The sequence below is a fragment of the Pelomonas aquatica genome, assembly GCF_026712205.1.
GTDB lineage: Bacteria > Pseudomonadota > Gammaproteobacteria > Burkholderiales > Burkholderiaceae_C > Pelomonas > Pelomonas aquatica.
The window spans coordinates 63,893-84,066 of sequence record NZ_JAPPUW010000014.1 but is presented as its reverse complement, the minus strand read 5'-3'; the positions used below and the strand labels follow the sequence as shown (position 1 = coordinate 84,066).

At 70.3% G+C, this 20,174-nt stretch carries 15 protein-coding genes; 5 read left to right on the top strand and 10 right to left on the bottom strand.

Features of this window, described 5'->3' with window-relative positions; translation table 11 throughout:
* Positions 1–30 precede the first annotated feature (30 nt).
* Positions 31–699: an alpha/beta hydrolase family protein gene (locus NYP07_RS15885; protein WP_268152109.1), complete on the top strand. Its 669-nt coding sequence runs from the start codon at positions 31–33 to the stop codon at positions 697–699.
* 67 nt (positions 700–766) lie between these two features.
* On the opposite strand, the gene NYP07_RS15880 is transcribed toward NYP07_RS15885, so the two are convergent.
* The 3 genes from NYP07_RS15880 to NYP07_RS15870 all read right to left on the bottom strand — a co-directional run bounded on the left by NYP07_RS15880 (position 767) and on the right by NYP07_RS15870 (position 4,492).
* Positions 767–2,485: a M14 family metallopeptidase gene (locus tag NYP07_RS15880; RefSeq protein ID WP_268152107.1), complete on the bottom strand. Its 1,719-nt coding sequence runs from the start codon at positions 2,483–2,485 to the stop codon at positions 767–769.
* A 119-nt stretch (positions 2,486–2,604) separates the two neighbouring features.
* Positions 2,605–3,366 carry a LytR/AlgR family response regulator transcription factor gene (locus NYP07_RS15875; protein WP_268152105.1) on the bottom strand — a complete coding sequence of 254 codons (762 nt, stop codon included), beginning with the start codon at positions 3,364–3,366 and terminating at the stop codon, positions 2,605–2,607.
* Positions 3,367–3,439: 73 nt separating this feature from the next.
* Positions 3,440–4,492, bottom strand: coding sequence for a sensor histidine kinase (locus NYP07_RS15870; RefSeq protein WP_268152103.1), 1,053 nt, complete (start codon positions 4,490–4,492; stop codon positions 3,440–3,442).
* A 116-nt stretch (positions 4,493–4,608) separates the two neighbouring features.
* Here NYP07_RS15870 and NYP07_RS15865 point away from each other — a divergent pair, with 116 nt between their 5' ends.
* The 3 genes from NYP07_RS15865 to pcaF are packed head-to-tail and all read left to right on the top strand — an operon-like array spanning position 4,609 to position 8,014.
* On the top strand, positions 4,609–5,406 hold the full coding sequence (locus NYP07_RS15865) for an enoyl-CoA hydratase-related protein (protein WP_268152101.1): 798 nt from the start codon (positions 4,609–4,611) through the stop codon (positions 5,404–5,406).
* Positions 5,403–6,815: a 3-hydroxyacyl-CoA dehydrogenase gene (locus tag NYP07_RS15860; RefSeq protein WP_268152099.1), complete on the top strand. Its 1,413-nt coding sequence runs from the start codon at positions 5,403–5,405 to the stop codon at positions 6,813–6,815. The genes NYP07_RS15865 and NYP07_RS15860 overlap by 4 nt, the downstream gene beginning before the upstream one ends.
* The gene (pcaF, locus tag NYP07_RS15855) at positions 6,812–8,014 is read left to right on the top strand and encodes a 3-oxoadipyl-CoA thiolase (protein WP_268152097.1); all 1,203 of its coding nucleotides are present in this window, start codon (positions 6,812–6,814) and stop codon (positions 8,012–8,014) included. The genes NYP07_RS15860 and pcaF overlap by 4 nt, the downstream gene beginning before the upstream one ends.
* A gap of 4 nt (positions 8,015–8,018) precedes the next feature.
* Here the strand turns inward: pcaF and NYP07_RS15850 are convergent, their stop codons facing one another.
* The 3 genes from NYP07_RS15850 to NYP07_RS15840 form a co-directional block, all read right to left on the bottom strand.
* Complete coding sequence (locus NYP07_RS15850; protein ID WP_268152095.1) at positions 8,019–9,212, bottom strand: NAD(P)/FAD-dependent oxidoreductase; 1,194 nt, start codon at positions 9,210–9,212, stop codon at positions 8,019–8,021.
* Between the two features lie 117 nt (positions 9,213–9,329).
* Positions 9,330–12,053: a TonB-dependent receptor gene (locus tag NYP07_RS15845; protein WP_268152093.1), complete on the bottom strand. Its 2,724-nt coding sequence runs from the start codon at positions 12,051–12,053 to the stop codon at positions 9,330–9,332.
* A gap of 455 nt (positions 12,054–12,508) precedes the next feature.
* Positions 12,509–14,704, bottom strand: coding sequence for a malate synthase G (locus tag NYP07_RS15840; RefSeq protein ID WP_268152091.1), 2,196 nt, complete (start codon positions 14,702–14,704; stop codon positions 12,509–12,511).
* Positions 14,705–14,860: 156 nt separating this feature from the next.
* Here NYP07_RS15840 and NYP07_RS15835 point away from each other — a divergent pair, with 156 nt between their 5' ends.
* A complete protein-coding gene (locus NYP07_RS15835) occupies positions 14,861–15,778 on the top strand; it encodes a LysR family transcriptional regulator (RefSeq protein WP_268152089.1) in 918 nt (305 codons plus the stop codon).
* Positions 15,779–15,789: 11 nt separating this feature from the next.
* On the opposite strand, the gene NYP07_RS15830 is transcribed toward NYP07_RS15835, so the two are convergent.
* The 4 genes from NYP07_RS15830 to NYP07_RS15815 form a co-directional block, all read right to left on the bottom strand.
* Complete coding sequence (locus NYP07_RS15830; protein WP_268152087.1) at positions 15,790–16,191, bottom strand: hypothetical protein; 402 nt, start codon at positions 16,189–16,191, stop codon at positions 15,790–15,792.
* Positions 16,192–16,264: 73 nt separating this feature from the next.
* The gene (locus tag NYP07_RS15825; RefSeq protein ID WP_268152085.1) at positions 16,265–17,965 is read right to left on the bottom strand and encodes an AMP-binding protein; all 1,701 of its coding nucleotides are present in this window, start codon (positions 17,963–17,965) and stop codon (positions 16,265–16,267) included.
* A 252-nt stretch (positions 17,966–18,217) separates the two neighbouring features.
* Complete coding sequence (locus tag NYP07_RS15820) at positions 18,218–18,811, bottom strand: ECF-type sigma factor (RefSeq protein WP_268152083.1); 594 nt, start codon at positions 18,809–18,811, stop codon at positions 18,218–18,220.
* Position 18,812: 1 nt separating this feature from the next.
* A complete protein-coding gene (locus NYP07_RS15815; protein WP_268152081.1) occupies positions 18,813–20,105 on the bottom strand; it encodes a tryptophan--tRNA ligase in 1,293 nt (430 codons plus the stop codon).
* Positions 20,106–20,174 lie beyond the last annotated feature (69 nt).

Below are 20,174 nucleotides of genomic sequence, written 5' to 3'. Positions count from 1 at the left end.
AGGATAGCCCGGACGGCCCACAATTCCGCCATGACCTCCCCTGCCGAAGCCGGCCCCACCGACCTGCTCTTCGTGCTGCTGCCCGACAGCGGCATCGCCCCCGACGGCCCCGACACGCTGGCGCCGTTGGCCGCGGCCCTGCAGGGCCAATACCCCCAGGCCGCGACGCTGACCGTGCACCCGCCGTTGCGCGACGCCGAGGGCCGCTGCCGCTGGTGGCCCGGCGAGCAGCCCAGCCCCGACGCGGTGGCGGCCGCGCTGCCGCATCTGCTGGACCGCCTGCGCCTGGAGGCGCGCAAGCTCGACCTGCCCTGGCAGCGCGTGGCCCTGGCCGGCGTCGGCGACGGCGCGCTGCTGGCGCTGGAGGCCGTGCAGGCCGAGGCGGCCCTGGTCGGGCGCGTGCTCGCCTTTGCCGGCGGCTATCTCGCACGGCCCGAGGCCGCGCCGCAGGACGTCTGCGTGCACCTGCTGCACGGGCTGGAGGACAGGCGCTTCCCCTACCGCCACGTCGTCGACGCGGCCCAGGCCCTGGTCGACCTCGGCGCCGACGTGACCGCCGACCTGCTGCCCCACCTGGACCACGGCCTGCACCCGGCGCTGATCGACAAGGCCATGGAGCAGCTGCGCAGCTTCATCCCGGCGCGGCTGTGGCGCGAGGCGCTGCAGGCGGCGCAGGAGAACGAGCGTCCGGTCGGCTGAAGCCCGGGCCTCAGAGCTTGAGAGTTTTGGCGTGCAAGGCGGGCATGGGTGAAAGACTCTCAAGCTCTCAGTCCAGCACCACCTCCGTCCTCACCACCCCCGCCCGCTCCGCGCTCGCGCTCAGCGCCAGCCGCGTGCCCACCGGCGCGCGCACGACCCATTCGGCCACCGCGCGGTCGCCGGTGGCGTGCTTGTCGGGCAGGAAGGCGAGCTGGCTCTGCCTGGGTGCATGGCCTTCGAGCTGGGGGCCTTCCATGCGCTCCTTGCCGCTGACGAGGCTGATGCCGGGCTCGCCCGAGGGCATGTGGATCTCGAACATCACGCCGCGCACGGTCTTGCGCTCCAGCGCGCGCTGCGTCACATAGGCCGGCAGATAGCCGGCGTTGGCGACGGCCAGGCGCACGCGCCACATGTCGGGGCCCAGCGCACGCACCTCGGTGCGGACCAGCTCCAGCTGCGGCAGGCTCATCGCCACCTGGGTCAGCCAGGGCGGGAAGCGCGCGGCCTCGCGCTCGCGCAGGGCCGGCGGCGGGTTGCGCCAGTAGTTCATCTTGTCCCAGCCGCCGATCTCGACGGCGCCCAGCTGCGGATGCTGGAAGGGCGTCCAGTCGACATGGGCCTTGCCGCCGCAGTGCTCGTCGCTCCACTTCAGCAGCTTGAGGTCGTCCTCGACCGGGTGGGTCCGGTACCAGTCGATCCATTTCTCGACCTCGACGCCGGCCTCCCGGTTCGGCGACCACAGCTCGACGACCCAGAACAGCGCGCCCAGGTGCTCGTAGACCCAGTCCTGCGTGCCGGTGACGACGTCCTTGGGGTGGTAGCGGAATTCCTCGTAGATGCTGACGGCCGGATAGCCGCTGTGCTTCTCGCCCAGCGCCGAGAACTGCTGGAACAGCCACAGGTCCTCGGGCGTCATGTCCTTGTCGCTGCGCGTGCCGCAGGGTCGCAGGATGACGCCGCTGTGGGTGTGGAAGCTGATGGCCGCGCCGATGTTGGGGTGGCCGGTGATGAAGTCGACCATCGCGCGCACCTCGGGCTCGCTGGTCGGGTAGGGGCCGGCGCCGAGCTGCTGGTACTCCTGGCGCCATTCGCCGGGGAAGTTGCGGTTCAGGTCCAGGCCTTCGCGGTCGGGGTTGATCTTGAAGCTCAGCCCGTCGTGGTGCTTGATGAAGCCCTCGGGGATCAGGCGGTAGTAGTCGCCGCCCTGCTCGCCGGGTTCGCGCGCCACCATCAGCCGCGGGTCGGCGGGGTGCTTCTTGTAGCCGCCGTGGGGGTCGGGCACGCGCATCGTCAGGATGCGGCCGTCGCCGTCGATGTCCTCGAGGGTCAGGCCGTCGACCGGCTCCTCGGTATAGGGGTAGGGCCGGGTCGAGCTGCGGATGTGGCGCGGCCGGTCGGCCAGGGCCAGCTCGGCGCCGTCGGGGTTCAGGCGCGGCACGAGGTAGACGGTGCGCGTGTCCAGCAGGCGGTTGACCTGGGCGGCCTCGGGCGACGTGCCGCCGTGTTCCTTCAGCAGCTGGTGCAGGTAGTAGAGGCAGGTGGTGGACGCGGTCAGCTCGGCCGCGTGGATGTTGCCGTCCACCCAGAGGGCCGGCTTGTCGAGGTCCATGCCGCTGGCCAGGTTGGTGACGACGACGACCCAGATGTCGCGGCCCTCGTAGCTCTTGCCGATGGAGCGCAGCGACACGAGGTTGGGGCGGGCCTCCGCATAGGCGAAGAGCAGGGCGGTCAGCTCCTCGTAGCGGTAGAAGTGGTCGAAGCGCGGCGCGGGCAGGGGGCTGGACATGGCGGCTGAGCCTCGGGGCGCTCCCGGGACTTGGGGTTGACGGGGCAGGCGGCGATTGTGAAAGCGGCCCGCCGCAGCGTGCTGGCCCACCCCCGGGTTGCGGGGCGGGTTTGCCCTGGCTACTGCCCCTTGAACAGCCCCTGGAACTGGCGCGACACCGGCAGCCTCTCGTCGCGCCCGCGCAGCGTGACGACCATCGTGCCCTCGTCCACGCGGATGGCGCGGGCGATGCAGCGGCTGTTGACGAGCACGCTGCGGTGGATCTGCCAGAACTGCTCGGGGTCGAGCTGGGTCAGCAGCTCGCGCAGCGGCGTGCGGATCAGCGCGTCGCCGCCCTGGTGGACGACGCGGGTGTAGCGCTGGTCGGCCTCGAAGTAGACGATCTCCTCCGGCGGGATCAGCACGACCTCGCGGCCCACGCCGGCCTGGATGGGCCGCGGCGCGGGCCGGGCCGGCGCGAGGCCGGCGAGCAGGCGCGCCAGCGCGGCAGTGTCTGGCGCCGTGGATTGGCTGGTGCGGGCGCGCAGCCGAGCCAGGGTCTGGGCCAGGCGCGCGTCGTCGACCGGCTTGAGCACATAGTCCACCGCGCCGGCCTCGAAGGCCGCGAGCGCATGGTCGTCGTAGGCCGTCACGAAGACGATCAGCGGCGGCGCGGCCAGCGCGGCGAGCCGGCGTGCGACCTCCAGGCCGGTCAGGCCGGGCATGCGGATGTCGAGGAAGGCGATGGCAGGCTCGTGCGCGAGGCAGTCGTCCCAGGCTTCGGCGCCGTTGCTGCTGGCGGCGACGATGGCCAGCTCGGGCCACAGGCGCGCGAGCGCGGCGCGCAGTTGCTCGCGGGGGGCTTCCTCGTCGTCGGCGATCAGGGCGGTGATGGGGATCATTGGTGCACCCTTCGGCCTGCGGCCTGTCCCGCCGAGCGGGAGCGAGCTTGCTTGGGGTGGCCCGGCGCGGCGCTCATAGCGTCAAGGTGGCGAGGCAGCCGGGGTGGGCGTCGGTCAGGGCCAGGGTGGCCGTGGGGTGGGCCTGCAGCAGGCGGCGGCGCGTGTTGGCCAGGCCCACGCCCTCGGCCCAGCCGGGCGCGAGGCCGGGGCCGTCGTCGCGCACCGTCAGCACGAGGCGCTCGCCGTCGCGGTGGGCGGCGATGGCGATGCGGCCGCCGCGCAGCTGCGGTTCGATGCCATGGGCAATCGCGTTTTCCACCAGCGTCAGCACGATGCCCGGCGGCAGTTGTGTCGTGGCATCGGCGGGCACGGCGATGGCGAAGCCCAGCCGCGGCCCGAGCCGGGCCTGCATGATGGCCAGGTAGCGGCGCACCATCTCGATCTCGTCGGCCAGCGGCTGCAGCTCGCGCTCGAACATCGGCAGCGTGGCGCGCAGATAGGCCGTGAAGTCGCGCAGCAGCGGCGCGGCGCGCTCGTCCCGCGTGTCCACCCAGTGCTGCAGCGAGGCCAGCGTGTTGAACAGGAAATGGGGCTGGATCTGCGCGGCGGCCAGGCGGGTGGACAGGCGCAGCGCGGCGTCCTGGTCGTGCAGCTCGCGCAGCCGGGCTTCGATCTGGTGCACGCGAAACACCGTCAGCATCCACCAGGCGCTGAGCACGCCGGTCATGCAGGCGATGAGGGTCACGTTCTCGCGCAGCACCCAGTCGCGAAAGCCGTTCTTGCCCAACAGGATGCCCGCCGCTGCGAGCGTCAGTGCCGTCGCGTAGCAGTACAGGTTCAGCCGGTGCCGCGTTGGCCGCCGCCACAGCGCGCGGGCGATGAGCAGCACGGCGACCGCAAGTGCGCACCACAGCCCCCACCAGAGCGCCTGAGTGGCCCAGCCGGTGCCTTGCCTGGTGAACAGCATCGCCGGCAGCAACACCAGCAGGTTGATGGCCACATAGCTGTCGACCGCCACCGGCCAGGGCTGCATGCCCGCCTGGGCCATCTCCTCGGGCGTGAATACGCGCATCGGGCCGGGGTAGAGCCACTGGCGGCAATGCAGGGCGTTGAGCAGGGAGGGCATGGCGGGCGAGTCTAGGGGTGCCATGTGCGGGCGGGAGCGGCTTGCGGCGAATGGCGGCCTGGGGCGTCCGAATGGCTCAATCGACCGATCGGTCGGGAAAAGTGCAGAATGCCGGGATGCCCTCGTGGACCTCCCTCGATCTCGAACGCCGGGACAGCGGCGTCGCCGTGCTGACGATGAACCGGCCGGCCGTGTTCAATGCCTTCGACGAGACGCTGATCGCCGAGCTGGACGCGGCCTTCGCGCTGCTCGGCGCCGACGCCGGCGTGCGCGCCATCGTGCTGGCCGGCGCGGGCAAGCACTACAGCGCCGGTGCCGACCTGCAGTGGATGCAGCGCGCCGCTGCGGCCTCGCAGGACGACAACCGCGCCGATGCGCGGCGCTTCTCGGCCATGCTGGCGCGCATCGCCGAATGCCCGAAACCGACCTTGGCCCGCGTGCAGGGCGCGGCCCTGGGCGGCGGCGTGGGCCTGGTGTGCGCCTGCGACATGGCCGTCGCGTCCGAGGCCGCGAGCTTCTCGGTCAGCGAGGCGCGCATGGGCATCCTGCCGGCCGTCATCGGCCCCCACCTCGTCAACGCGGTCGGCCTGCGCGAGGCGCGCCGCCTGGCGCTGACGGCCACGCGCATCGGCGCCGACGAGGCGCTGCGCGTGGGGCTCGTGCAGCGCGTCGTGCCGGCCGAGGGCCTGGACACCGCCGTCGAGGCCCTCATCGCCGACCTGCTCGCCTGCGGCCCGAACGCCCAGGCCGAGATCAAGCAGCTCTATGCGCGCTTCGCGGTCGGCCCGGTGACGGCCGAGGTGCGCGAGCTGACCGCGCAGACCATCGCCCGCGTGCGCACGACACCCGAGGCCCGCGAAGGCTTCGCGGCCTTCCTCGGCAAGCGCAAGCCCAACTGGACGCCTCCCGAATGACCCTGAACGACTCCCGCATCCTCGTCGTCGGCGCCGGCCTGATGGGCGCCGGCATCGCCCAGGTGGCCGCCCAGGCCGGCCACGCCGTGCAGCTCTACGACAGCCGCGCCGGCGCCGCGGAGGCCGCCAAGGCCAAGCTGGCACAGACGCTGGACGGCCTGGTGGCCAAGGGCCGGCTGACGGCCGACGCCGCGGCGGCCACGCTGGCCCGCATCACGCCGGTGGACGCGCCCGCGCCGGCCGAGCTGGCCATCGAGGCCATCGTCGAGAACCTGGACCTGAAGCGCGCGCTGTTCGCCGAGCTGGAGGCGCTGCTGCCGCCGGAGGCGGTCATCGCGACCAACACCTCGTCCATCTCGGTCACGGCGCTGGCGCGTGGCATGCAGAAGCCCGAGCGCCTGGTCGGCATGCACTTCTTCAACCCGGTGCCGTTGATGAAGCTGGTCGAGGTCGTGTCGGGCCTGGGCACGGCGCCCGAGGTGGCGCAGGCCGTGTTCGACCTGGCGACGCGCTGGGGCAAGACGGCCGTGCATGCGCGCTCCACGCCGGGCTTCATCGTCAACCGCATCGCCCGGCCTTACTACGCCGAGGCGCTGATGCTGCTGCAGGACCGCGCGGCCGCGCCGGAGCTGATCGACGCCTGCCTGCGTGCCGCCGGCTTCCGCATGGGCCCCTGCGAGCTGATGGACCTGATCGGCCACGACACCAATTTCGCGGTGACGAACTCGGTGTTCGCCGCCAACTTCTTCGACCGTCGCTTCACGCCGTCGCTGGTGCAGCAGGAGCTGGTGGATGCCGGCTTCCTCGGGCGCAAGAGCGGGCGGGGCTTCTACCGCTACCCCGACGGAGCGCCGGCATTGCCGGCCGTGAACCTGCCCCGACCGGCGGCGGCGCAGATCGTCGTGCATGGCCGCGGGCCGGCGGCCGAACGCTTTGCCGCCGCGCTGCCCGAAGCGGTGCGCGAGCTGGACGGCGACTGGATCGGCCTCAGCGTCGACGGCCGCCAGCTGCGCCTGACCGACGGGCGCCGTGCGGCCGAGCTGGCGCGCGGCGCGGCCGTCTTCGACCTGCCGCTGGCCGCATCGGGCGACATCGCCTATGCCGGCGACGCGGCGACCGCGAGCTGGCTGACCCTGCTGGGCCTGACGCCGCGCGCCGTGGCCGACGTGCCAGGCCTCATCGTGGCGCGCACGATCGCGATGCTGATCAACGAGGCCGCCGATGCCGTGCAACAGGGTGTCTGCGACGAGGCCGGCGCCGACGCGGCGATGAAGCTCGGCGTCAACTACCCCGCCGGCCCCTTCGAGTGGCTGGCGCGCTGGGACCGCCGCGCCGTCGTCGCGCTGCTGGACCGGCTCGATCAACACCACCGCGGCGAACGCTATCGCGTCAGCCCCTACCTGAAATGACCCAAGCCTTCATCTGCGACGCCATCCGCACGCCCTTCGGCCGCTACGGCGGCGCGCTGTCCTCCATCCGCGCGGATGACCTCGGCGCCCTGCCCATCAAGGCGCTGATGGCGCGCAATGCCGGCGTGGACTGGGCCCAGGTGGCCGACGTCATCTACGGCTGCGCCAACCAGGCCGGCGAGGACAACCGCAACGTCGCGCGCATGGCGGCCCTGCTGGCCGGCCTGCCGGTGGAGGTGCCGGGCAGCACGGTGAACCGCCTGTGCGGCTCGGGCCTGGATGCCATCGGCACGGCCGCGCGCGCCATCCGCGCCGGCGAGGCCGGGCTGATGATCGCCGGCGGCGTCGAGAGCATGAGCCGCGCGCCCTTCGTGATGCCCAAGGCGGAGAGCGCGTTCAGCCGCACCAATGCCGTCTACGACACGACCATCGGCTGGCGCTTCGTCAACAGGCAGATGAAGGCGCAGTACGGCGTCGACTCCATGCCCGAGACGGCCGAGAACGTCGCCACCGATTTCGGCATCGAGCGCGAGGCCCAGGATCGCATGGCGCTGGCTTCGCAGACGAAGGCCATCGCGGCGCAGCAACGCGGCTTCTTCGAGCGCGAGATCGTGCCCGTGGACGTGCCGCAGAAGAAGGGCGAGCCGCTGCGCGTGCGGCTGGACGAACACCCGCGCGAGACCAGCCTGGAGGCGCTGGCCCGGCTCAAGGGCGTCGTGAAGCCCGAGGGCAGCGTGACGGCCGGCAACGCCAGCGGCGTCAACGACGGCGCCTGCGCGCTGCTGCTGGCCAGCGAGGCCGAGGCCGCGCGCCAGGGACTCAAGCCCCGTGCCCGCGTCGTCGGCATGGCCACGGCGGGTGTCGCGCCGCGCATCATGGGCATCGGCCCGGCGCCGGCCACGCGCAAGGTGCTGGCGCTGACGGGCTTGAGCCTCGCGCAGATGGACGTCATCGAGCTGAACGAGGCCTTTGCGGCCCAGGGCCTGGCCGTGCTGCGCGACCTCGGCCTGGCGGACGACGACGCCCGCGTGAACCCCAACGGCGGCGCCATCGCGCTGGGCCACCCACTGGGCGCCAGCGGCGCGCGGCTGGCGACGACGGCGATCAACCAGCTCGAAGTGACCGGCGGCCGCTATGCGCTCTGCACGATGTGCATCGGTGTGGGCCAGGGCATCGCGATGGTGATCGAGCGCGTCTGACGCCTCATTCGAAGAACAGCCTGGAGAGTCCCTTCAGGCTGACGAGATTGCCGGGATTGCTGGTCTCGTTGAGCACGCCGGCCATGCGCTTGAGCAGCCGCTGGCTTTTCTTCGCGCGCCAGATCAGCAGGTCGGCCAGCCAGGGGTGGGCGTTGACGCGGTTGGCGCGTTCGTAGAGGTCGAACTTGGGCTTGAGCGCGGTCAGCGCGGCCTCGTAGGCGGTCCGTGCGGCCCCGTCGTCCTGGCGGTGAGCCAGGATGGCGTCGGCGGCCAGCATGCCGGTCTCCATCGCCTTGCCGATGCCCTCGCCGGTGAAGGAATAGGTGGAGCCGGCGGCCTCGCCCGTGACGAGCAGGCCCGGGCGCGTCCATCTGGCGCCCTTGAGCGTGCAGCGCAGCGGCGCGCCCTTGAGCTCGCCCACCAGTTCGCCGACGCGCATCAGCTCCGCTGCCGGCGCGTACTTGGCGACGAAGGCGTCGAAGATGGCTCGCAGGTTGACGTCCTTCTTGCGGCCCTTGCCGCCCAGGTCCTGGTGCGAGTCCGTCACGCCGACGCCGATGTTGAAGTGGCCGTCCGGCGCCGGGAAGATCCAGCCATAGCCCGGCCGCACCGACTTGTCCCAGACGACTTCCAGCGCCTTGATCCTGCCGACCATCTGCGGCGCCTTCACATAACCGCGCAGGGCCACGCCGCTGGGCGTGTGGCGCTCGCACATGCCGGCCGCGCTCAGGGCCTTGGGCACGGCGCCGGTCGCCAGCACGACCCAGCGCGCGTGGACCTCAACGATCTCGTCGCCCTTTTTCAGCCGCGCACCGATCACGCGGCCGTCAGCTTCCAGCGGCGCCTCGAAGCGCGCCTGCTCGAAGCGCGCTCCGGCGTCGCGGGCGGCCTGCAGCAGCAGCGCGTCCAGCTCGCGCCGCGGCAGCACGGCCAGCGACCCCGGGACGTCGATGCGCCCGCCGCGCGGCCCGATGCAGCCCACATGGGCCACCGGCTGCGCCCGGCGCATGACCTCGTCCAGCAGCCCGAGGCGGGCCAGCGCCTTGTGGGCGTCGGGGATCAGTCCATCGCCGCAGGTCTTGTCTCGGCCGGGGGGGTGCTGGTCGACGAGCAGCACGTCGATGCCGGCGCGAGCCAGCACACGAGCGCAGGCACTGCCGGCGGGGCCGGCGCCGATGATGAGGATTTCAGCGAGCATCGAAACGAAATGGGTAGGGCGCAGTGGAGCCCGGCATTGTCGAGCAGGCGCCCGTGCCAATGAAAAAGGCCCGCCGAAGCGGGCCTTGGATTACGGCAGCGCGAGACTGCCTCGTCATCAGAAGTTGTAGCTGCCGGAGACGTAGACGGTGCGCAGCATCGGGCTGGCGTAGCGCGGGTCGTAGCCGACCTGGTGGCCGGACGAATCGCGCAGCGTCAGCGGCGGCTTTGCGTTGAACAGGTTGATCACGCCCAGGCGCACTTCCGCGGCCTTGTTGAACTTGTAGATGCCCTGGTAGTCGAACGTGAAGTACTCGGGCACGGTCAGCTGGATGGTCGTGTTCTTGCCCGTGGACAGGTCGCGCACGGTCTGCCGCTTGTCCAGGTAGCCGGAGCGGTACTTGAACGTCAGCGTGTTCGTCAACGCGCCGGTCTGCAGCGAGGTTTGCGCAGTGAAGATGTTGCGGAACGACACGGCACTGTTCTCGCCGTAGTGGCCCATGCTGTCGGTGAAGTCGTCGCTCGTGCCCGGGCGGGTGTACGACGATTCGATCAGGTAGGTGCCGCTCAGCGACGTGGTCAGGCGGCCCAGGCCCTCGATGTTGGTGCGGCCGGCGAATTCCCAGTCGATGCCCTTGTTGATGGCCTTGCCGATATTGGTGGACAGGGCCTCGAACGCATAGAAGGGCTGTTGTTCAGCCGGCTGCTGGTAGGTCGTGAACAGCGAGGCGTACTGCGTTGGGTTGCCGAAGGCCTGATCGGCCGACACGCCACTGACCGCGTCGCGCAGCTTGACTTGCCAGTAGTCTGCGGCCACCGAGAAGTTGCTGGTGGGCTCGAAGCGGAAGCCGATGGTGCCCTGCTTGGACTTCTCGGGCTTCAGATTCTCGTTGCCACCGCTCAGCTGGGTGTACTGGGCCTTGCCGGGCTTGCACGGGGGCGAGCCGCTGCCGTCGCCAGGGAACGGGCAGTCATAGTTGGCGGCGGTCACGCCGTTGCTGACGAGCGGCTGGGCGATGTCCAGCATGTTCGGCGCCTTGAAGCCGGTGCCGTAGGAGCCGCGCAGCAGCAGCCGGTTGGAGACCTGGTAGCGGGCGGAGAGCTTGTAGGTCGCCGCGCTCTCGGTCTTGCCGAAATCGCGGTTGTTCACCGAATCCTTGATCTTGCTGATGGTGTCGTAGCGCAGCGAGGCGTTGGCTTCCAGGCCCTTGATGACCGGGATCAGCGTTTCAGCGAACACGCCGTAGTTGTCGCGCGACAGGTCGTACTGCGGGTTGGCTGAGAAGTTGTAGATCACGCCATTGACCGCGTCGGCGGACGGCGTCTGCTTGTAGTGGTAGTTGCGCAGGTCTGCACCGACGCCCAAGTTGACGGCACCGGCCGGCAGCGTGAACAGGTCACCGGAGGCGCGGATGTCGCCGCCCTTCATCGTCGTGGATGCGGTGCGGATGCTGCCGTGGTAGATCGAGTCACGGATCTGCTGCTGCGTGGCCGCGCTCTGGTTGCCCGAGGGCACGAACGGATCCAGCGCTTGGGAGGCGATCAGGCTGGTGAACTCGGCGGCCTTGAAGTAGCCACCGATGTAGTGCTCGTCCAGCGCGTTCTGCGACCAGGTGACCGCGCCGTTGATGTTCCAGGAGCCGATATCGGCTTCGCCGCCCAGCACGATGTGCTTGGTGTCGGTGATGGTCTGCGAGTTACGCGTGCCGAAGTCCGTAGCGCGATAGCCGGCCGTCACGGTCCTGACGCGGGCCTGCTGGGCCGCCGTCAGATAGGGTTGCGCGTACTTGGCATACAGCGGCGAGGTCAGCGGCACCGCGACCGGCACCGGGTTCGGCGCGATGCGTGCCGTCAGGTCGTAGCGCGCGTAGACGACGTCGGAGAACAGGCGCACAGCGTCGCTGGCCTTGAACTGGCCGCTCAGGAACAGCGAGTCCCGCTTGGATTCGGGGTAGATGTCGATCGTGCTGACGAAGTCAAACGCGCACTGGGCCGTGCCGGCAGTGGCCGTACCGCCCACCGGAATGGTGTTGGCCAGGCTATAGAAGTTGTTCGGCGCGCACTTGCCGTTGACCTTGTTGAAAGGGTTGAACGAGTAGGCGCCGAGCGTGCTGGTGTCGCCGGCGATCTTCTGGAACGTGACCTGCGCGTTGGCCGGATCGGCATAGCTGCTGGTGCGGTCATAGACGTAGTTCTTGCCGTCGAGCGACACCGGCAGGTAGGCAGAACGCGCGAAATCGCGGTCGCCCGACTTCAGCTGCTTCTGCTCGTCGTGGCGGAAGGACGCCATCAGGTTGAAGCGGTCGCGTTCCACATCGCCGAAGCCGTAGGTGACCGAGGCGTTGTACGACCGGCCGCCGCCTTCCGTCGGGCGGTTGTAGGTGGCCGTGACGTTGCCGCCCTGCGCGTTGCGCTTCAGCACGAAGTTGACGACGCCGGCAATGGCGTCGGAGCCGTACAGCGCGGAGGCGCCGTCGGTCAGCACTTCGATGCGCTCGATGGCGCTCATCGGGATGGAGTTCAGGTTCACCACGGAGCCGTCGCCGGTGGGTGCCATGCGGCGGCCGTTCAGCAGCACCAGCGTGTAAGAGGCGCCGATGTCATGCAGCGAGGCGGTCACGATGCCGCCGGAATTGCTGCCGATGGCGATGTCTGCCACCTGGAAGCCCTGCATTGCGGGCAGGCGCTGCACCAGGTCGGCGACGCTGGTGGCGCCGCTGGTGCGGATCTGCTCTGCGGTGACCACTTGGACGGGCAGCGCGCCTTCGCTGGCAATGCGCTTGATGCTGGAGCCGGTGATCTCGACGCGTTCCAGCTGCTGCTGCTGGCCAACTGCCTGCATGGAGGCAAAGGTGAGACATGCCAGTGCTGCTGCGCTGACAGCGTGACGTTTGAACATTGAATGAACTCCTGGTCGACAAAGTACCGCCCGGCCGGGTTTGGAAGGGTCGGCGACAGCGCAGCATCCGGGTAGGGCATGCGCGAAAGCGCGCAAGTGTGAAGGAACGTGTCTGGCGACAATTCCGGGTTCACCCCAATTGAACCTTTGCCTCAGGGTCGAGTGGGGAGGGCCTTCCCCGAAACAAGCCCATCCCTAGCGTTGAAGTCCCAGGAGATTTTTGAAAGGTCGCTGTTTTGCAACGATATTGTGGGCCGGGCGACCTGAAACCGGCTCTCGTACCGCCCAGGTCGATACGGATTAAGAGCGTTGGCTACTGCTGGCAGCAAACGGACGATGATGACCATCACATGAAGTGTGATGGTCGTTTGTATGTTTTTGGCAACGCTCTGCGGATTTTATTTCCCTGTGGAGTTCGTGGCCTTCACCCTCAACCGCCACGCATGCAACAGCGGCTCCGTATACCCGCTCGGCTGGGCCTCGCCCTTGAACACCAGGTCCAGCGCCGCCTGCATGGCCGCGCCTTGCGGGTTGGCGGCGAGTGACTGGTAGGCCGGGTCGCCGGCGTTCTGGCCGTCGACGACCTGGGCCATGCGGGTGAAGGTCTCGCGCACCTGCTCGGCCGACACGACGCCGTGGCGCAGCCAGTTGGCGATGTGCTGGCTGCTGATGCGCAGCGTCGCGCGGTCTTCCATGAGGCCGATGCCGTTGATGTCGGGCACCTTGGAGCAGCCCACGCCCTGGTCCACCCAGCGCACGACATAGCCCAGGATGCCCTGCACGTTGTTGTCCAGCTCCTGCCGGCGCTGCTCGGCGGTCCAGTCGGCCTTGGGGGCGACGGGGATGGTCAGCAGCGCATTCAGGATGCCTTCGCGTTCGGCCGCGAGGTCGACCTTCTCCAGCTCCTGCTGCACGGCGGCGACGCTGACCTGGTGGTAGTGCAGCGCATGCAGCGTCGCGGCGGTGGGCGAGGGCACCCAGGCGGTGTTGGCGCCGGCCTTGGGGTGGCCGATCTTCTGCTCCAGCATGGCCGCCATCAGGTCGGGCATGGCCCACATGCCCTTGCCGATCTGCGCGCGGCCGCGCAGGCCGCAGGCCAGGCCGGTCAGCACGTTGCTGCGCTCGTAGGCCTGGATCCAGCTCGAGGTCTTCATGTCGCCCTTGCGCAGCATCGGGCTGGCGCGCATGGCGCTGTGCATCTCGTCGCCGGTGCGGTCCAGGAAGCCGGTGTTGATGAAGGCGACGCGGCTGGCGGCCGCGGCGATGCAGGCCTTCAGGTTGACCGAGGTGCGGCGCTCCTCGTCCATGATGCCCAGCTTGACCGTGCTGTCCGGCAGGCCCAGCAGCTGCTCGACGCGGGTGAACAGCTCGGCGGCAAAGGCCACCTCGGCCGGGCCGTGCATCTTGGGCTTCACGATGTAGACCGAGCCGGTGCGCGAGTTGCCGCGGCGCTTGAGGTCGTGCATCGCGATGGTCGTCGTGATGATGGCGTCCATGATGCCCTCGGGGATCTCGCTGCCATCGTCCAGCAGGATGGCCGGGTTGGTCATCAGATGGCCGACATTGCGCACGAACATCAGCGAGCGGCCGTGCAGCGTCACGCTGCCACCGGCCGGCGCGGTGTAGACGCGGTCGGCGTTCAGGCGGCGCGTGAAGGTCTTGCCGCCCTTGGCGACTTCCTCGGTCAGCGTGCCCAGCTGGATGCCCAGCCAGTTGCGGTAGGCCAGCAGCTTGTCCTCGGCGTCGACCGCGGCGACGGAGTCTTCCAGGTCGAGGATGGTGGACAGCGCAGCCTCCAGCACGACGTCGGCCACGCCGGCCGCGTCGCTCCTGCCGATGGGCGTCGAGCGGTCGATGCGGATGTCCAGATGCAGGCCGTGGTGCACCAGCAGCACGCTGCTCGGTGCGGCGGCATCGCCCTGGTAGCCGGCGAAGGCGGCCGGGTCCTGCAGGCCGGTCGTCGTGCCCGAGGCGAGCGTGACGAGCAGCTGGCCGCCTTCGACGCGGTAGCCCGTCGCGTCGGCATGCGAGCCCGAGGCCAGCGGCGCGGCCTGGTCCAGCACCTGACGGGCGAAGGCGATGACCTTGGCGCCGCGCACCGGGTTGTAGGCGCCCCCATCAACATTCCTTTGCGTGGCGCCGTCGGTCTCGGGGATGGCGTCGGTGCCGTAGAGGGCGTCGTACAGCGAGCCCCAGCGCGCATTGGCCGCGTTCAGCGCATAGCGGGCATTCAGGATGGGCACGACCAGCTGCGGGCCGGCCTGCCGGGCCAGCTCGGCATCGACGTTGGCCGTCGTCGCCTGCACCTGGGCCGGCGCCTCGACGAGGTAGCCGATGCGCTTCAGGAAGGCCTGGTAGGCCGGCATGTCGGCGATGGGGCCGGGGTGGGCCTCGTGCCAGGCGTCCAGCTCGGCCTGCAGGCGGTCGCGCTCGGCCAGCAGCGCGCGGTTCTTCGGCGCCAGCTCGTGGGCCAGCTTGCTGAAACCGGCCCAGAAGGCCTCGGCCGCCACGCCGGTGCCGGGCAGCACCTCGGTGGCTATGAAGCGGGCCAGATCGGCATCGACCTGCAGGCGGTGGAGCGTGGTGCGGGACATGGGGGCCTCCAGGGAGGGAAGTTGACGGATTGCTGCACATCTTGCCTTCGCGCGAGGCGCGATTCGCATGCGGCGGCGCAAGGAATCTGTGACTGGGGCGCAAAGATCTCGCGTGAAACCGCCGCCTTTGTATTGGTCGGCCGGCACAATCCGCACATGGACAAGCTCAAGCAGATCGAGTCCTTCGTCCTCGTGGCGGCCAAGGGCAGCCTGACGGCGGCGGCCCAGGCCGAGGGCGTCGCGCCGGCCGTCATGGGCCGCCGGCTGGACGCGCTGGAGGCGCGCCTGGGCGTCAAGCTCATGCTGCGCACGACGCGGCGGCTGACGCTGACGCCCGAGGGCCAGTCCTTCCTGGAAGACTGCCAGCGCCTCGTCACCGCGCTGGCCGACGCGGAGGCCGCCGTCAGCGCGGGCGGCCTCAAGGCCAGCGGGCATCTGCGCATCACGGCGCCGGCCGGCTTCGGCCGCCGCCATGTCGCGCCGCTGGTGCCGGGCTTCCTGGCCGGGCATGCGGAGCTGAGCCTGTCGCTGAACCTCAGCGACCGCGTCGTCGACATCGTGCATGAGGGCTTCGACTGCGCGGTGCGCGTGGGCGACCTTCCGGACTCCAGCCTCGTCAGCACGCGGCTGGCCGACAACCGGCGGCTGTGCGTGGCAGCGCCAGCGTATCTGAAGCGTGCCGGCACGCCCAGGCATCCCGACGAGCTCGGCCGCCATGCCTGCCTGACGCTGAGTTCCGAGGCCAGCCAGACGCGCGGCTGGGCCTTCCAGATCGACGGCGCGGTGCAGCATCTGCGCCCCGAAACCCGGGCCCAGGGCCGGCTGGACTGCAGCGACGGCCAGGTGCTGCACGACTGGTGCGTGGAAGGCCTCGGCATCGCCTGGCGCAGCACCTGGGAGGTTGAGGCCGACCTCGCGGCCGGGCGCCTGGTCAGCGTGCTGGACGAGTTCGCGGCGCCGCCCAACGGCATCTACGCGATCTTTCCGCAGTCACGCCATCTGCCGCTGCGGACGCGGCTGTGGGTGGAGCATCTGCGTGCCCACTACGGCCGCGCCGGCTACTGGCGCGGTTGATGTCGGGGGCGTTACGCCCGGCCCGCCCGCTGGACCACGGTCACGTCGTGGCGCAGCACCTCGCGAGACCGCTCCAGCGCGACCTTGATCTCCAGCGGAGCGTGGACGAAGACCTGCGTGCCGGGCCGTGATAGATCCTGGGCGCCGTGGGCGACAGGGCCAACAAAATAGGCATGGCCCGCCTTCAGGCGGAAGGTCGAAACGAAATGGACGCCGTTACCCCAGTCGGCGATGTTGAAGCGCAGCTCGGCGTCTAGCACGGAGGTTGGCTTCTCAAGCGAGAAGAACCCCGAGCCCCACTCGCTGCTGTGCGACCCCCAGGCGCGATACATCACCAGCCCTGCCACTGGTGCGGTCTTCACCTCAGGCGCTGCAGCAAATCCCTTGTCCTTCCAGTCGATGCTAGTGACCATGCGCCCTCCTTCAGGTGAGACTGCCTCATTGTTCCGTTTCGTGTCGTCGAGGCATCCTCAGCGTTGAGGGCCTTCAGTCACCAAACTGCACCTTGGCGCGTTTGCCCACCCAGCCCTCGAACGCGGCCCCGTAGGCCTCATCGACGCGGTTGCGCCTGACCTTGAAGGTCGGCGTGATGAAGCCGTTGTCGACGGTCCAGGGTGTCTTGATGAGGACCAGGGTGTCGAGCTGCTCGTGCGGGTCCAGGCGGGCGTTGACGTCGTCCAGGTGCCGGCTCAGCTCGGCCGTCAGCGCGGTGCGCTCGGCCTCGGTCGTGGCGCGCTGCAGGCCCTGGGGCGACAGCATCGCGAGGCCCAGCGGCTGGCCCATGTTGGCGCCGGCCACGCAGCAGGCCTCGATGTTGGGGTTCATGCCCAGCCTGTCCTCGATGGGCGCGGGCGCGACGTATTTGCCCTTGCTGGTCTTGAACAGGTCCTTCACGCGGCCGGTGATGCGCACGCAGCCGTCGGCGTCCTGGCTGGCCTTGTCGCCGGTGCGCAGCCAGCCGTCGGCGGTGAAGGCCTCGTGGGTCTGCTCAGGGGCCTTGTAGTAGCCCAGCATGACGGCCGGGCTGCGCATCTGCAGCTCGCCGCTGTCGGGGTCGATGCGCACCTGCACGCCCTCGTAGGCCGGGCCCACCGTGCCGCGCTGGTTCCTGCCCGGCACGGTCAGGTGGGACAGGGCCAGGTTCTCGGTCATGCCATAGCCCTCGTTGATGGCCAGGCCCAGACGGGCATACCACTCCAGCAGCGCCACCGGCATGGGCGCGGCGCCGCCGGCCGCGAACTGGCACTGGTTCAGGCCCAGCGCCTTGAGCACCTTCTTGCGCACCAGGCCGCCGATGATGGGCAGGCGCAGCAGCCGGTCGAGCTTGTGCTGCGGCAGCTTGGCCTGCACGCCCTGCTGGAACTTGACCCACAGCCGCGGCACGCTGAAGAACACCGTCGGCAGCGCGCGCTGCAGGTCGGCGGCGAAGGTGTCCAGCGACTCGGCGAAATAGACCCGCATGCCGGTGGCCAGCCAGCCGTGCTCGACCAGCGTGCGCTCCACCACATGGGCCAGCGGCAGATAGGACAGCATGCGGTCGCGGCCCGTCATCGGGATGCGCTTCAGGCCGGCGTCCACCGCCCAGGCAAAGGCGCCGAAGTTGTGCATCACGCCCTTGGGCAGGCCGGTGGTGCCCGAGGTGTAGATCAGCGTGCAGAGCTCGTCGGCCGCGCGCACCACGTCGCCCTTCAGCGGCTCGGTGCGGGCGCAGATGGCGTCCCAGTCCTCGTAGGTGCGGCGCGCGTCGTCGGGCGACAGCGCATAGCTCGCGCCGGGCAGGCCGGCCGGCACGCCGGGCTTCATGCCCTCCCAGCCGTCGAGCTTGCCGATGAAGACGAAGCGCGCCTCGCTGTGCGTGAGGATCTGGTTGACGGTCTCGGGTGCCAGCGTCGGGTAGAGCGGCACGGAGACATAACCGGCCATCCAGATGGCGAGGTCGCTCATCAGCCACCAGGCGCAGTTCTTGGACAGGATGGCCACCTTGGCGTCGGCCGGCCAGCCCTCGGCGGCGCCCCTGGCCTTCAGGAAGGCCGCCATGCGGCGCGCCTGGTCGCCCACCTGGGCCCAGCTGAAGTCCTTGACGACCGAGCCGCCCATCGGCTGGGTCAGCGTCACCGCGCTGGCCGCCGTGCGCTCCCAGTGGTAGAGGCGCTGCAGGGCGAGCTGGTCGGTGGCGATCGTGGCCATGGAGGTCTCCTCGGAGATTCTTGTTCGGGAGCCGCGAACTTAACCGCGCGTCAAGCGCGCCCCGCTACGGGTAAACACCTTGCGGCGTGATGCCTTGCTAGGGTGAGGCCTCTAGAACTGGCCGTCCCAGCCCCAGGCGCGGCCGCGCCTTCGAGTTCGTGGCACGGCCGGTCCAGCGGGTGGCGCAGCGTCGCGGCGTCCGCCAGCACCGCATTGCGCCGCTGCCAGTCCTCGGCCCGCAGCCGGGCTGCATCAGTAGACCGTGTCCGGCGGGTCGCCGAGCAGCTCCTGCAGCAGTGCCCGGGCCTTCAGCAGCTCGCGGTTGATGCTGCGCGTGGACAGGCCGCGCACCGCGGCGACCTCGGCGATGGACAGGCCGGCGAAGCCGATCATCTCGATGAGCTCGTACAGCCCGGCGTCGAGTTCGCGCATCCGCGCCAGGGCCTGGTCCAGGCCAATCAGGTCGACGACCTGGCTCTGCGCGGCGGCCACGTCGCCGGCGGCCGACAGCGTGACCATGACCGCGTCGCCGCCGCGCTTGTCGCGGCCCTCGCCGCGCAGGTGGTCGATGACGACGGAGCGCAGCACGCGGCCGACATAGGCGAAGAACTGGCCGCGCGTCTCGCCCTGCAGGCCCTGCTGGTCGGCCATGCGCAGGAAGCCCTCGTGCACCAGGGCCGTCGTGTCCAGCCCGGCCATGCGACCGCCGGGGCCGCTCTGCGCCAGCCGCAGCCGTGCGACGCGCTTGATCTCCGGGTAGAGCATGGCGTAGAGCTGCTGCAGCGAGGCCGCGTCGCCGCGCGCCGTGCCCGCCAGCAGCTCGGTGATGGCGGGCTGGGCGCTCACGTCAGGCGTCCTGCAGCGCGGCCAGCGCGGCGGCGATGTCGGCTTCCGCGCCCGCGCGCTGCACCGGCGCGCCGGCGGCCAATGCGGCCAGGCCCTCGCGCTTCAGCCTTGCGACCCACTGGCCGGCATCGCGGCCCTGCTCGAAGCCGCTGCTCTGCAGCAGCAGCTCGCCGCCGGCCGACAGCAGCTTGAAGTAGAACCTGCCGTCGGCCTCGCGGTATTGCTTGAAGACCGGCAGCGCCGCCTTCCCGGCCTTGGCCGCGGCCGTCGCCGCGGTGGCCGTGTAGGGCCGCAGGCCCACGGCCGCGCGCAGCTGCTTCAGGAAGGGCGCCGCGATGGCGCGGGCGCGCGCCGCACCGGCCTGCAGGATGGCTTCGAGTTGCTCGGGGTGGGCCATCAGCTCGTCGTAGCGGGCGCGCATCGGGCCGATCTGGCCTTCGATCAGCGCCACCAGCTGCTGCTTGGCCTCGCCCCAGCCCAGGCCGCCGCGCAGGGCCGCGCGGAAGGCGGCGCGCTGCTCGGGCGCTGCGAAGGCGTCGTAGAGGGTGACCAGGGCCTGGCCCTCGGGGTCCTTGGGTTCGCCGGGCAGCTTGCTGTCGGTCACGATGCGCGCGACCGCGTCCTTCAGTGCCGCGCTGCCGCCGTCGAACAGCGGGATGACGTTGTCATAGCTCTTGCTCATCTTGCGGCCGTCCAGGCCGGGCAGCAGCTCCATCTCGGCGTCCACCTGGGCCTCGGGCAGCACGAACGGCTCCCGGCCCTGGCCGAACAAGTGGTTGAAGCGCTGCGCGATGTCGCGCGTCATCTCGATGTGCTGGACCTGGTCCTTGCCGACCGGCACGCGGTGGGCGTTGAACATCAGGATGTCGGCCGCCATCAGCACCGGGTAGCTGAACAGGCCCATGCTGACGTTGGCATCGGGCTCCTCGCCGGCCGCCACGGCGGCGTCCACGGCGGCCTTGTAGGCATGGGCGCGGTTCATCTGGCCCTTGGCCGTCACGCAGGTCAGCAGCCAGGTCAGCTCGGGGATCTCGGGGATGTCGCTCTGGCGGTAGAGCGTCACGCGCGCCGGGTCCAGGCCGGCGGCCAGCCAGGTCGCGGCGATCGCACGGCTGGAGCGGGCGATGCGGTCCGGCTCGTCGCACTTGATCAGCGCGTGGAAGTCGGCCATGAAATAGAAGCTCTCCACCCCGGGCGCACGGCTGGCCTCGATGGCGGGCCGGATGGCGCCGACGTAGTTGCCGAGATGCAGGGTGCCGGTCGTGGTGATGCCGGTCAGGACGCGGTGGGACATGGCTGAGATGAAAAATAACCTGGCCGGATTGTGGCCTCAGCGGCCGGCCGCAGTGCCCGGCGGGACGAG

What these genes read in the sequence shown, in the direction of transcription:
- NYP07_RS15885 (WP_268152109.1), top strand. Translation starts at nt 31, where the DNA reads ATGACCTCCCCTGCCGAAGCCGGCCCCACCGACCTGCTCTTCGTGCTG.
- NYP07_RS15880 (WP_268152107.1), bottom strand. Translation starts at nt 2,485, where the DNA reads ATGTCCAGCCCCCTGCCCGCGCCGCGCTTCGACCACTTCTACCGCTAC.
- NYP07_RS15875 (WP_268152105.1), bottom strand. Translation starts at nt 3,366, where the DNA reads ATGATCCCCATCACCGCCCTGATCGCCGACGACGAGGAAGCCCCCCGC.
- NYP07_RS15870 (WP_268152103.1), bottom strand. Translation starts at nt 4,492, where the DNA reads ATGCCCTCCCTGCTCAACGCCCTGCATTGCCGCCAGTGGCTCTACCCC.
- NYP07_RS15865 (WP_268152101.1), top strand. Translation starts at nt 4,609, where the DNA reads ATGCCCTCGTGGACCTCCCTCGATCTCGAACGCCGGGACAGCGGCGTC.
- NYP07_RS15860 (WP_268152099.1), top strand. Translation starts at nt 5,403, where the DNA reads ATGACCCTGAACGACTCCCGCATCCTCGTCGTCGGCGCCGGCCTGATG.
- pcaF (WP_268152097.1), top strand. Translation starts at nt 6,812, where the DNA reads ATGACCCAAGCCTTCATCTGCGACGCCATCCGCACGCCCTTCGGCCGC.
- NYP07_RS15850 (WP_268152095.1), bottom strand. Translation starts at nt 9,212, where the DNA reads ATGCTCGCTGAAATCCTCATCATCGGCGCCGGCCCCGCCGGCAGTGCC.
- NYP07_RS15845 (WP_268152093.1), bottom strand. Translation starts at nt 12,053, where the DNA reads ATGCAGGCAGTTGGCCAGCAGCAGCAGCTGGAACGCGTCGAGATCACC.
- NYP07_RS15840 (WP_268152091.1), bottom strand. Translation starts at nt 14,704, where the DNA reads ATGTCCCGCACCACGCTCCACCGCCTGCAGGTCGATGCCGATCTGGCC.
- NYP07_RS15835 (WP_268152089.1), top strand. Translation starts at nt 14,861, where the DNA reads ATGGACAAGCTCAAGCAGATCGAGTCCTTCGTCCTCGTGGCGGCCAAG.
- NYP07_RS15830 (WP_268152087.1), bottom strand. Translation starts at nt 16,191, where the DNA reads ATGGTCACTAGCATCGACTGGAAGGACAAGGGATTTGCTGCAGCGCCT.
- NYP07_RS15825 (WP_268152085.1), bottom strand. Translation starts at nt 17,965, where the DNA reads ATGGCCACGATCGCCACCGACCAGCTCGCCCTGCAGCGCCTCTACCAC.
- NYP07_RS15815 (WP_268152081.1), bottom strand. Translation starts at nt 20,105, where the DNA reads ATGTCCCACCGCGTCCTGACCGGCATCACCACGACCGGCACCCTGCAT.